At 53.2% G+C, this 12,147-nt stretch carries 10 protein-coding genes; 5 read left to right on the top strand and 5 right to left on the bottom strand.

The window, feature by feature from the left end:
• The first annotated feature begins 427 nt into the window (after positions 1-427).
• From AACU78_RS02455 to AACU78_RS02445, 3 genes are all read left to right on the top strand, one after another.
• On the top strand, positions 428-1,585 hold the full coding sequence (locus AACU78_RS02455) for an ATP-binding protein (RefSeq protein WP_106579768.1): 1,158 nt from the start codon (positions 428-430) through the stop codon (positions 1,583-1,585).
• Position 1,586: 1 nt separating this feature from the next.
• Positions 1,587-3,809, top strand: a complete 2,223-nt coding sequence (locus AACU78_RS02450; RefSeq protein ID WP_106579648.1) for a hypothetical protein — start codon at positions 1,587-1,589, stop codon at positions 3,807-3,809.
• A gap of 124 nt (positions 3,810-3,933) precedes the next feature.
• Positions 3,934-4,470 carry a hypothetical protein gene (locus AACU78_RS02445; RefSeq protein ID WP_256587024.1) on the top strand — a complete coding sequence of 179 codons (537 nt, stop codon included), beginning with the start codon at positions 3,934-3,936 and terminating at the stop codon, positions 4,468-4,470.
• Between the two features lie 105 nt (positions 4,471-4,575).
• Here the strand turns inward: AACU78_RS02445 and AACU78_RS02440 are convergent, their stop codons facing one another.
• Positions 4,576-7,023, bottom strand: a complete 2,448-nt coding sequence (locus AACU78_RS02440; RefSeq protein ID WP_106579647.1) for a UvrD-helicase domain-containing protein — start codon at positions 7,021-7,023, stop codon at positions 4,576-4,578.
• A gap of 328 nt (positions 7,024-7,351) precedes the next feature.
• Here AACU78_RS02440 and AACU78_RS02435 point away from each other — a divergent pair, with 328 nt between their 5' ends.
• The gene (locus AACU78_RS02435; RefSeq protein ID WP_106579646.1) at positions 7,352-8,173 is read left to right on the top strand and encodes a DUF6602 domain-containing protein; all 822 of its coding nucleotides are present in this window, start codon (positions 7,352-7,354) and stop codon (positions 8,171-8,173) included.
• A gap of 86 nt (positions 8,174-8,259) precedes the next feature.
• On the opposite strand, the gene AACU78_RS02430 is transcribed toward AACU78_RS02435, so the two are convergent.
• From AACU78_RS02430 to AACU78_RS02410, 4 genes are all read right to left on the bottom strand, one after another.
• Complete coding sequence (locus AACU78_RS02430) at positions 8,260-8,643, bottom strand: hypothetical protein (protein WP_106579645.1); 384 nt, start codon at positions 8,641-8,643, stop codon at positions 8,260-8,262.
• Between the two features lie 91 nt (positions 8,644-8,734).
• Positions 8,735-9,178 (bottom strand): hypothetical protein, encoded by a 444-nt coding sequence (locus AACU78_RS02425; protein WP_106579644.1) that lies wholly within the window; start codon positions 9,176-9,178, stop codon positions 8,735-8,737.
• A 47-nt stretch (positions 9,179-9,225) separates the two neighbouring features.
• Entirely contained in the window at positions 9,226-9,621 is a 396-nt protein-coding gene (locus AACU78_RS02420) for a DUF6957 family protein (protein ID WP_106579643.1), read from the bottom strand.
• Between the two features lie 978 nt (positions 9,622-10,599).
• Positions 10,600-11,247: a nicotinamidase gene (locus AACU78_RS02410; RefSeq protein WP_106579641.1), complete on the bottom strand. Its 648-nt coding sequence runs from the start codon at positions 11,245-11,247 to the stop codon at positions 10,600-10,602.
• Between the two features lie 146 nt (positions 11,248-11,393).
• Here AACU78_RS02410 and AACU78_RS02405 point away from each other — a divergent pair, with 146 nt between their 5' ends.
• Positions 11,394-12,086: an NUDIX hydrolase gene (locus tag AACU78_RS02405; protein WP_106579640.1), complete on the top strand. Its 693-nt coding sequence runs from the start codon at positions 11,394-11,396 to the stop codon at positions 12,084-12,086.
• Positions 12,087-12,147 lie beyond the last annotated feature (61 nt).

Below are 12,147 nucleotides of genomic sequence, written 5' to 3'. Positions count from 1 at the left end.
CTCTACAGAATGACGCTTCAGTTGCAATGGGCCTTCGGGGCTGATCGAAGCACTGTAATCATGATCGCTCCGCTATAGCCTTTTCTTCTCGGGTATAGCCCCTCCTGCACTCCCTGCCTCGGTATAGCCGGTGGCAACGTCAGTCGATGCGCCAGCTCGCAAACTCCGGCCTATCGTCCGGTCATTTAAGTGCCAAGGATCTTCATTCATCGTGATTGCTTTGGAGCAGTCGCTCGAATACCGGCATTTTTGCACCCGCCACCTTCCAAGCAGCCGCATGGTTACGTAAAGTTGCTGTCCCTGCCCTCCGAATACGTTTCATTCCCTGCCTGTTTACGTGAGTGGAAATTTCGGCTGGTGACAGCTCCCCGTGCTCCTTGCTTCTAGCGTGGCTCAGCACCCAATCGATGGAATGTCAGAGGTGCTGATGAAAATCACTCGAAGCATGAATACGTATGACATAGAGGAGCTCTACCCTCTGTGTTTCACAGAACGGCAATTACGGTTACCTGTATCTATGAGTCATGGGGGACTTCTGGGGGTCGACGCATCTCTTGCGCAACTCGTGATCACCTGGGCAAAAGCCCAGAGCAAAAGCACGTTGCACCTCTACGCAGACACTGAAAACGCCCTAGATCAAGTTTCGCAGCTTGCCAAAACGGCGGCAGGTTTAGCCGCGCTGGTAATGAGCTCAGACATTGTGTCGGAAAATCATGATCCGATTGATCGCCGTGCAGCATTGACTGTCATTCGACCAATGATTGAAGCAATGTTCGAAAGTGATCTGAAACACACCTCGGGGGGCAAAGGGGCTCGCCCCAAGGTGATTAACCTCTTCAGTATCAACCACGCGCAGATGGAGTACATCAAGCCCTTCTACTACGGGGGAGGAGAACCTGAAGTCCATAAGTGGCCAACCTTCTCCACCTTGATCGAAGACTTGTCATCAGTCATGCACACCAGGCATGAGCGCAATGCGTTGATGCGCAGTGGCCTTAGCGCCTTGGGCACTGTCCTTGAAGAGCTGATATCGAACGCTGACGAACATGCGTCATGCGATTTGATGGGGGTCAAATACAAAAAGGGCTTGCGTGGCATGACAGTCAAAGCAAGTCGCATCAGCAAAATGGAGATCAAGAATTACTCCCACACTGAGCCCGAATTTGCGCGTTTCGTCATCAGGCACATGGTCAAAGATGTCGATGCGCTCGACTTTCTAGAGCTATCGATCATCGACAGCGGCCCTGGCCTCGCAAGACGTTGGCTTTCGAAAAATGAAGGTGCACCGCTTGAGTTGTTGGACAAGCTGTCACTTGATGAGGAGCTTCAAGCTACCCTCGACTGCTTCAAAAAACACGTCACCACCAAGCCGTCGAAGGAATCGGGTATGGGTCTGCATAACGCCGTTCAGGCTTTCAACAAGCTTCAAGCCTATGTTCGGTTACGCACAGGCAGACTTTGCCTCTCACAAGCGTTTCAAGGGCACGAAGGCGAGGTGGCGTATCACCCCAAAAAATGGAGCGGTGGTGGTGAGCTCGAAGCCGCTGAAGGGACTGTCTTCACCATCTGCATCCCGGTGAACTGACATGTCCGATCTTTACGATTTCGAAGTATCTCTCGCGGCTTCATCTGAGGCTGAGCCCGCACAGGTTGTGGTGTTCTTCACAGGCCCTGATGCCATCACCGATATCCAGGTGACGGATGCGCTGCAGAAGCGCCTACCCGGCTACATCCTGCCAGATCACTTAATCTTCCTCATACCGCAGTGTTTTGAGGAGCAGATTCAGAAGCAGTGCCAAGATAAAGCCTCTCCATTATCTAGCGCCTTGCAGCGTCGGAATACAAACTCTTCGCTGAGCTATGGATTTGCGTATCACGATGGCCACGGCAGCATCACCAAATACCAGAATATTTCTGGTGCCCCGAAAAATATTTCCAAACTGCTACAGAACGGCACCGCGAAAATCGTCAGGGCCGGCATGGAGAAACTGGTCAAGTGCACCTCAGTGTTGACCAAAGCCCCGGCTGGCTTTCTTTTTTCGAAGCCCTCGTCACGTTCCGCAAATTATTTCATTCGGGCTGAAAATCTTCTCTCCGAGACACTGCACGCCCACTTTCTTGCATTTGCTTCGCTGAAGATGCTCAAACAAGCTGCTACAAGCACGTTGGGTGAGCCCGACACGATCTACCTCGACACTATGGCTTTCTTGCCCATAGCCCTTTCAATGCAGCTTTATCAGGCCCGGTTTGGAAAACCTACTATCCAGACCATCAGATCTTTCCATTCGCACGAGGGGCTGAAGGATGGGCGTTTGCCTGGCGCCAATGCTGCCCTTTGCCTGATCTCTGCCTCATCTACGTGTGGGTTGGCCGACCAGTGGATTCGAGTCAACAGCGCTCCACCATCTCGAGTCGCTACGGTTTTGTCGTTCTCCAAGAAGTCTGAAAGCTGCACTATTGTCCATACTCTGGAACGTCCTCAGGATTTCGAAATGCTCGCTGAGTCCGAAACTTCGGAAGCACGACAGACCATCCGGATTCACGGCGAGCGCTTTATCGCAGAACACACTGAAACAAGGCTGTTAAACATCAGCATGGATCATCTGCCGGATGACCTTCAGGTGAAGTTTGACTCCTTCATAGGCAAGGGGCTTTTCAGCTGTGTAACGCCCATCCAAGGAGGAGAAAGACGGCGCACAGTACACGTAGACAAGGAAAAACTGGTCGAGACTGACGGTTTCAAGACCTGGTTCAAAAAATGCCTCGACCAAGAGTCACCCGCGTCGACCAAGCTGATCATCCATGATAGAGACTCGGCGAGTGAGAAACTCGCGACGGAAGCTTTGGAATATCTGACTGAAAGAGGCCTGACCTGCACCAAGATCAGCGAAGAAGACTTCAACCAAGACGAAGAGCTTCATGGATCAGTTATTGTGGTTGCAGCTGCAGCAGAGCGTGGGACTATTCTGCAGAGAGTCAGTAGACGGCTGCGAAGCGCCCAGAAATCAGGAACTCGCCTCTACATCGTCGGAGCCCTCTTCGGTCGAACCTACGAGCTGATGAAAGACCTGAGCTCCAATCTGACGCAACCACCGAAGGGTGAGCGCCGGTACGTTTTCAAGGCCTTCATGGAGATTCCCGCCGGCAGCGCTGTGTGCAGTAATCACTGGGCCAAAGAGAAAGACATAATCAACAAGCTGGTCGCCTTTGGTGATGAGAGCTTGCTGCTGATCAAACACCGCGCTGATCAGTTGGCTGCCGAGGAAGCATCCGGCCTATCGTCCCAGGCATTCTGGCCAAGCAGTTTCACGAATGAAGAGATGAAGCTTACTGATGGCTTCGCGTTCGTGAACGGGAAGGAGGATGTCAAAAAGGCTTCGACTGTAGACATCTTCTTGACCATCCTTTGGATTTTGCAGAACGCCCGTGAAGGGGCAAAAATCAAGGACGCGAAACGACTGGAGTCTGGTGAGTTACAGCAGGTGCTGCTGTCGCCGGATGTGTTCTCCAGGTATGACGACGGAATCATCCAGTCGGCATTTCTCAGAGCGGCGCTTCCCACAGAGCTGGATTACAGTGCTCACGAGATCTACAGCGCAGCGATGGCGGACATCATTCTGCGCGTGGCGAAGGGCTACTCGCATGAGCGCGGCGAAGCGGCAATGGAATTCATAATCGCATTGGCCATAGAAAAGATTCGACTGCATAAAGAGGTGGACAAGAAGCTGAGAGCAACGCTGAAAGCGACGTTGGGGAAAAAAATAGCTGACCTCTCGCTGCTTCTCGACGGTGACCCCTCTCCTTTCTAACCTGCACGGAAGACCTGTGAGAGCTGCCGGCTGTTGCTGCTGGCGGTTCCATCCTGACTAGCATCAAGGGTATACCCAATTTCCCTGGTAACCCCCTGGGTACGGATAAGTGCGGTGGGTTCGGTTGAACACCGTCACTGCCCCGTATTTTAGGTATCAGCTGTATGCAGGTATGTTTCAACACGCAAGCCTTCCTTGCGCCATCGAGTCATCCATCGCTAAAATTTTCACGGCATACCGGCATAAACTGGCGGCGGCTCGACGCCCTGCTGACGAGGAACGCGCCCTCGCCTACTGCCAATGGAAGCTGAATCTCCGGATCACTGGCTGCATCTTCAAAGGCAAACGTCTTGGCTGGGCAGCCTACTTCTGCCAGATCACCACGACGTCTCAGTTGCGGGCGTTTAACCACACGGTCGGCAAGCTGACAAATCGCTTCTGCCCAAGGGGCGAGATTCATCCAAAGTCTCTGATCAAGACCTTCTACGAGCTGCAGCGGGGCATGGAAGCCAATAACGGCTACATTCCGAACCTCGATGCCCTCACAATGAGCCAGAAGCGCGAGAAACTTGCCATGTGGCTCGGCGATGATGCGCTTAAGCTAAGTGACGCAGAAGTGGAGCGCCGATTTGAAATCAAAGCCAGCAAGGCTGTGCGGTAGCTGCAAGAGTATATAGCTCAAACCTCCTGAACGCGTAGCCACTGCGCCTTTCTGTATTCCCGCACGTCGCCTGCAGATATTAGATGTAACGAACAAGGGCCCTAGCTAGCGTCCCTTGACTACTTTGCGTTTGATCCCATCTGAAGGTGGTGCAGGACGAGGCGTCACAACATTCCAATAGGCCTGATCCCCCTTGATATAACGACTTGCCTTCTCCGACGCAGGTACCTTTTCGTCCCAGGAAACATACCAATAGCAGTAGGTGACGGCCCGAGTGATGGCGACGTAGGCTGTTCGCAGCGCCTCCTGCTGCTGTGCCCTGTCGTAACCGCAGGGCTCGCCCGGATTCGCCATACCGGCCTGGGCATAGAAATCGTTTCTCGAAGGCGATGACGTGGTGACCTCGCAATCCCCCAGCAAAAAGACGGCGTCAGCCTGCAAGCCCTTCGAGGAGTGGTAGGTCAGAAACTTGACGGCCTTGTCTCGCTTGTCTTCACGAGCTCTCTCAATGACGACGCTTAGTTTTGCTTTGGCATCTTTTTTGGTGTCGCGTTTACGGTAAAGAATAAGGATCGAGTTGCCAGCGTCGTAATGGTGTTCGGCCATCTGGACTAGGTGCTCCCAGTCAAGCTCTCGAACCTCTACCGGTACCTGGTTGCCGATCACACGCTTGTTGACCGCAACACCGTGCTTGTTGTCAAAACCTGGTGTCTGGTTGACTATTGCTTCCGCCGCATCAACAACCATTTGATGTGATCGATGGTTTTCCTGCATGAACACCTGTGTCTGCTTCGGCGACCTAAACTCCTTGCCGAACTCCATCAGAAAACGTGGAGAGCTGCCACGCCATCCATAGATGCTTTGCCAATCGTCCCCCACCGCCATCACCGAGGCATAAGCTGGCGCACCCAAGGTTTTAGCGGCCAACCCGCGTAGTTCGATTTCCTTGAAGGTCGCCCTGACCCAAGAGATTGTGTTCGCCCCAACATCTTGGAATTCGTCGATGAGCAGCGTGGTCATGGGGCGAAGTACGCTGTCCGGTACTGCCTTAAAATTTTGCTGACCACGTTCGCTGAACATCGCAAACATACTGTTGAACGTCATTACCGGCGGACTCATCTGCAGCAGTCGCTCGTTGAACGCGGCCCAGTAAATACTCATCGCATGGAAAAATGGCGTGTCGGGCTCGCCCTTGTACAAGGTCATATTTTTGACCGCCTCAATGGCGTCCAGGCCCAGGTTTTCGATGAAGGATGCATTGAAAAAAAATGCCTCCAAAATATAACTGGAGCTAATCTCTCCCTTGACCTTGTACTGGAATTTCGGGCATCCATTTATCCGACCTTTGAGGGCGTCAACCGACCGCGATGCATCGACATAACTGTTCAGATAAACAACCCGGGGACTGCAAAACGCTTGAAACAGCGTCCGCTTGTCGCGCACGTGCTTACGCATGAACCAACCATATTGGTGATCAAGCTTAATTTCATTTGGTTCGGTATCGTCGACCCCTAGTATCACGTAGGTATCGAAATCGGGAATATATCCGTTCACACGGAAGTTTTTCCCAAGCAGTCGGACGGTCTTCCGTGCAGGCTCTATCCCATCAATTGGCCAATAACCGGCAGCTTCCCAAAGACCTTCAAGTTGAGCGCACAACGCATCATCGATATTCGCCATTTGCCAGGCCTTATCCTGGCGCTCCAGAACGTCTGGATGGTCTTTATCCATCTCAGCTAGCAATAGTGAGCGTTGATAGAGTTCTCCCATCAGAGAGCGAAACTCCGTGTTGCTTTCGTAGAGCTCATGGTATGTCGCGTTCATCAGATCGAGCTGGGTTTCGCCCAGCTTGACATTCAGCATCGAACCGTCCTTTTCGTCCTCACCTGGCTTGTTGTCTAGAAACTCGAAAGCCTTTACATCACTTAGACCATCGATGCTTTTGGCGAAGGACAGAATGCGGGAATGGAACGTGCGGACAATCTCAAGTGACTTCTTCTCGCTGACTTCATAACCCCAAAGGTCAAAAACCTCGCGGACTTTCTTCGCGAAATCCAGCTTGGATTCTTTTGTGAAAGTGACAACCGTCAGACCCGACAAATCAATTTTGAGGTAGTGGTATAGAACGATCAGCCGCAACACCATGGTTGTCGACTTACCACTACCAGCGCCCGCAACTACAGAGGTGGTCGGAGTGGTGGACAAGATCATCTTCCACTGATCTTCAGAAGGAGGTTGATCAGGAAGATATTGCTTCACATCCTGCCGGATCTCAGCAGCCATTTCTGGAGTGATTGCAAATCTCCAGTCCTTGAATAGTGCAGGTTCCTTGATGCCCGGTGAAGCGGGAATCGTAGGTGTGCCAGGACGCAACTCAACAATTAGCTTTCCGTCGTCCAGTCCTTGGGCATGCCCCTGAGAGAAGCCCTCCTCCAAGCCTTTGCTTTTTCCCTCTTCGGTACCGACCAGACGACCCGCATTCCAAGCAGAGGTTTGTTGAAATCCAACGACGTCTAGGATGGCATTGGTGAGCCAGTTGAAAAAGCCACGCATGGTGGACTGCAGGCTACGGCCAGTCTCCAAGGTGACGTTGTCAGCTGATGAGTCAATCTGAGGTGGTTGAGAATGAGGGTTGGTTGGTCGCGAATCCACTAGCTAAGAGCTCCCTGCAGGCTTAGAGCGTGCCAGGAATCCGGGCGCCGCCTCTTCGATATAAAGGCGTAGATTACCACCACAATTGCAACGTCAAGCTTCTAAAGCAGAGATCACGACAGCCCGAGCCGCCTAATCCGCAGCATGTCCTGACTTGCAAGACCCTGTTTTAGCCAGGAGGATTAATGTCATAGAGGCCTACAAACATCGAGCAACTGGAGGAGGATCAATGAGCTCATACGGTGGATACATCGAGAGGTTGGCCAGGAAAGTCGAAGCGAGGCTGCAGGACATCGAGGCGATCTACAACTTTGACCTTGGTGATGAATTCGAGGTCGCCATATGCGCTTTGCTGGAGGATATTCTGCCAGCCAAGTACGGCGTGTGCCGGGGTTTTGTTGTAGGCGAAAATGGCGAAAAGGCCGGGGATGACCTCATCATTTACGACAAGATGTCCAGCCCCACCCTGCGCTCCGGTATGAGCCGCCAGTATCCGGTAAAAGAACAAATCCCTGTTGACGCGGTGTACGCCTACATCGAATGCAAGCACTCGATCTCGGATTCAGCGGTATTGGCAAAGGCGATCAGCCAAGCCGAAGCGGTAAAGAAATTGCTGCTCACACGTCGAGGTCGTACCAACCCTGAGTATCAGGTGGATGGGCCGATCTACAACGGTAGGGTCAGAGATTGGCCTCGCACTTACCCTCCACTCAAAAACCAGCCCTTTTGTGCAGTTTTTGCACGCATATACTCACCGGACATTTCAGTTCACAACGTCCAGGGTGAGCACGCGCCTGATTTGATGATTCTGGGTAATGATCACATCGCGACTCCTACTGTATACATGGGGGCAGACGGTATCCAATCGTCCCTCTTTTACGACGCTAAGTTCGGTACGCCGCTGTGCGTGGAGCCAGCCCATGCAAATGCGTACGGTTTGGGGTTAGTGATCCTTCTTCAAGCACTAAGTTGGATCGATCTCATGCCGATAGATTGGACGGAGGCACTAAGCGCCACGTTCCTCGATAACCTGCTCAACCGCAAAACCTGACATAAGACCGTAGACTTTACGAAGAACGAGCCAGTGGCAGCGACTAAGAAATTCAGACCCTTTGCACCGCATTGGACTCCAGAATATCACTGCAACACGCGCGGAGTGAAATGGTGCTGCCCCTTTGAGACTCGCAGATAATCACGCAGGGAGGCTCGCCCATTGCCCCTCTGAAACGTTGCCAGTACGTACCGCGAGTTCTCCGTCGTCATCACCCAAAATCGCCCTTCACGTTCGACTTTCAGAACATCAGAAGTACGGATCAAGTGGCCGTCACCAAATCGCCCATATTGGTCTTTCCGCTTGTGGCCAAAAACCACACCGATGCCTGCGCGCGCCCTTATGGATACACCACATAGGTACGCGGTAACCGGTAAGTCGAAGCCCTGCTCTTGCGCTTTTATGATTCGCAAGAGGTCGAAATCTGTATGGCGTTTTCCGTGGAAATTGACATCAATGGTGTCGAGCATCTTTGCGCTCCAATGGGCAGTCCATATAGCGTTATCAGGAATTTCCCACGCAACCAGAGGTGCTGGTATCGTGCGGAACTCTTGGTAAATTTCAGGCTGATCGAATCATGGTTTCGAGAAAAATTGGCCTGCAGTTCTTTAGTGACTGGATTTGAAAACCTGGGCGGTGTGAGTTGTGGTAAACAGCCCCACTGTCCAACTCGATAAGACTGACTTCAAAGTCGTTATCATCACCGACAGTCACCTTAACGACACGACCCATACGCCAGCCATCGCAGTTATTCATCCAAGGAGGGGTGACTACTTGCACGTCGACTATCACTGCTCCTGCACCCTGCTGCACAAGTATTTGCTGCAGTCTTTGCTCACCTTCGATCATTCGCGTGAACTCAGTGCTTCGACCCTGCTCGGTGATTCGGACGGTTAGGTGATACCAATGCGATCTGAGCACCCGTGACACTCCCTGCCAGTGCATCAAGCCTTCGCCAAACAATCCCGGAACGCCAATAGCGTCTGAGTCTTCGGTTCTGAACATCAGGGGCCTCAGTTTTCTGCGGACGCAAAGCAGCCCGGTTGGTTAATTCAAAATAGAGAGAAGATCTCTTTGATGGTTGCTGATTTGCGATGTCCCGGCCCGAGAAGGACGTAGACGGAATTCCGAGTTTCGAACAGAAAGCCGTCGTTGAACGCAGTACCCATACTGGAGCGCACCCAATGGCCTGGCTCGAAACGCCTCTGCTCGTCATCAACGACCTTGTGGGCAAACATAAACATTGGCTGGCAACCGGCAGCGATTACCTTGGCTCGTTCGGCGTCGGTGACGATGGCGTCGAGAATGATCCATTCTTCGACGACGCAGAGGGGCATCCATTTGTAGCGCTTTCTGGCCAACGCGAGGGCTTCGCCGAGGGGGAGCTCAGAGCCCTTTAAACCGATCCCAGGATCACCTAGCAGACCGTCTTTGATGATCCCATCCACCGCCCAAACCCTCTCCGTCAATATCCAATAATTAGCTGCTAGGGCATGATGCCGCCACTTAGACAAATATATATGTTTGTGTGGCGGCAGGCAAATGCGACATACCGTCTCCTTTTATCGGGATAGTGAAATGTCGCTGCGCAAATCTTATGCAGCAGTAGTTCAGCTGCTTCGTTCTCAGAAAGGACTCTCTCAGAGAGATATTTCGGGATCCGTCACGCAATCGCACATCAGCGTACTAGAGCTTGGCAAAAGCTCTGCCACTGTTGATATGAGTACCCAAATAGCCACAGCTCTTGAAGTTGAGCCAATTACCTTGCTGGCACTTGCTATCGCATCTCACGAGAAGCGCTCGGTGCGCGAAGCTCTTCTGGCTTGTTTGGCTGAGGTTGAGGCCCTAGGGCTAGCAGATACCTCCCTTCCGACCGAACCAAAGGCCATGAATTCGCCTCGAGAGTTAGAGGCTCAGAGGAAATGGTTGGCCGTTCATGAGATGAAGGCAAGAGGACTAAGCCAGAGTGAGGCTGCGAGACATCTAGGGATGCCTGAATCGACGTTGCGTCGGTTGTGGCATCGGACGCTTAAAGGTTAAGGCTGGTGCGGTGAATGCATCAACTTGGGCAATTAGCTAACTGAGAATCTTGCATTGTGGATCGGTACTCGCGTCAGCCTCCTCCCAGAGATCACGCTTTCTGGCAATAGGATCGAGTTAGATCCAAAAGGGCCATCAACGACTGGATTTACTCAGAGACGTGGCTTGTCAGGAACCACGATTCTCCCCTATCAATGTTGAGATCTTACCTGCCATGTCCATTTTCTTGGAAAAAGATGGACAGCTGCTAAGAACTCTAAATTATTGTTATTTATAGTTTTTTTATGTCAATTTTTGGGCACTCTCATGGGTGTACATATCGGTGTCGAGCAAGCCCTGGATTACCGGGGATTCGTAGTCGTAGGCACTTTCCATGGTGTTTCTCCTTAGCGCGTGGCCATCGCGGCCAGTTCTTCGCGGGTGCTGCTGATGACAGCACCGGCCTTGAGCAACTCATTCACCGCCTGTACGCCGCCCTCCTCGCTGATACCTCGGCAGGCCGGCAAGTGCACGACCACCTCCAGGCCAGCCTTGAGCAGTTGCAACGCGGTGGTCTTGACGCAGTAATCCAGGGCCAGGCCACCGACGATCACGCGGCGCACGCCTTGAGCGTTCAAATATTCGATGACGCCGGTCGACAGCTTGTCGTGCAGGTCGTGGTAGCAGGCACCGTAGGGGTGCAGATCGGGCTCGACGCCTTTCCAGATGAAGTAGTCGTAGTCATACGGCGTGGGCAATTCGTCCAGCAGCGTAAAACCCTCGGTGCCCGGCACACAGTGGCTGACCCAGGTGACATCGGCGTGGGCCAGGCCGGTGGGTTGCAGCATCTCACTGTGTTGCGTGACCACCCATGGGGCGTGCGGGGCGTGCGCGTCTTTGCTGCCGACACGGTGGCCGGCGAGGCTGGCCATGTAGTTGAGTTCGGCACCGATCTGGTCACCGCCCACCACCGGCAATTCGTCGGGGCACAGCGGCGTGAAGCTCTTCTGGGCGTCGACGTCAAATGAAGCAATGGCAGTTTTCACGAGGGTCATGGTGATTCTCCGGTGGCCTGGAAACAAAAGTACACGTCATGTACTTTCATTGCAAGAAACATTTAGTTATCTATGCTGGAGCAAGTACATGACATCGCTGTTCGATCCGTTAGACTGTGCGCCACCGCTGTTCAGAAGGATGTCACATGCCACTTAGCGCCTACCTCCACACCGTCGACCTGTGCGTGTTGTTCTACTGCCGCGCCTCCGGGGAATTGAAGCTGCTGCTGAACAAGCGCGAAGCCGAGCCGTTTGCCGGGCATTGGGCGTTACCGGGCGTGGTGGTCAATGGCGGCGTGCAAGATCTGAGCCTCAAGGACGCCGTGGAGCGCTTGCGGGCCAGTGACAAGGTCGGCTTTGATCTGGCCTGGAGCGAGCAAGTCGGCACGGTGGGCGATGCGTTTCGCGACCCGCGCTGCTGGTCGTCGTCCACCTACTACCTGGCGATCGTGGCCGATGACGTGGCGTTGGGTGAGCATCAGGCCTGGTTTTCGCTGAATGCAGTGGCCGACGGCAGTATCAAGCTGCCGTTCGATCACAACCTGATCGTCGCCGCCGTGCAGGAGCGGCTGTTGTCCAAGTCGCTGTACAGCAACTTGCCGTTGATGTTTTTGGGCAACGAATTTAGCGCGCCGCAAGCGACCACGATCTTCTCGCTGGTGCTGGCGCGGCCGGTGTTGAAGACCAGTATTCGCCAGCGTTTGTTGAAGCTGACTGAGGCAGGGTATTTGCGTGAGACGGGGCGCAAGAAGAATGGCGAAGGCGGCAGGCCCCAGGCGACGGTGGAGAACCTGAAGCCTGGGGAAGTGTATTTTTTTGATCGCAGTTTTGCTGACTGACTCGATATCACCAACAATGAAGATCAAATGTGGGAGCGGGCTTGCTCGCGAAAGCAGTGTG

It is taken from the genome of Pseudomonas sp. R9.37 (genome assembly GCF_963878885.1).
Classification (GTDB): Bacteria; Pseudomonadota; Gammaproteobacteria; order Pseudomonadales; family Pseudomonadaceae; genus Aquipseudomonas.
The sequence above is the reverse complement of the archived record's forward strand: the minus strand, read 5'-3'. Positions and strand labels throughout refer to the sequence as shown.

Coding starts and splice junctions, on each gene's coding strand:
- AACU78_RS02455 (WP_106579768.1), top strand. CDS start 428: ATGAAAATCACTCGAAGCATGAATACGTATGACATAGAGGAGCTCTAC.
- AACU78_RS02450 (WP_106579648.1), top strand. CDS start 1,587: ATGTCCGATCTTTACGATTTCGAAGTATCTCTCGCGGCTTCATCTGAG.
- AACU78_RS02440 (WP_106579647.1), bottom strand. CDS start 7,023: ATGCGTGGCTTTTTCAACTGGCTCACCAATGCCATCCTAGACGTCGTT.
- AACU78_RS02435 (WP_106579646.1), top strand. CDS start 7,352: ATGAGCTCATACGGTGGATACATCGAGAGGTTGGCCAGGAAAGTCGAA.
- AACU78_RS02430 (WP_106579645.1), bottom strand. CDS start 8,643: ATGCTCGACACCATTGATGTCAATTTCCACGGAAAACGCCATACAGAT.
- AACU78_RS02425 (WP_106579644.1), bottom strand. CDS start 9,178: ATGTTCAGAACCGAAGACTCAGACGCTATTGGCGTTCCGGGATTGTTT.
- AACU78_RS02410 (WP_106579641.1), bottom strand. CDS start 11,247: ATGACCCTCGTGAAAACTGCCATTGCTTCATTTGACGTCGACGCCCAG.
- AACU78_RS02405 (WP_106579640.1), top strand. CDS start 11,394: ATGCCACTTAGCGCCTACCTCCACACCGTCGACCTGTGCGTGTTGTTC.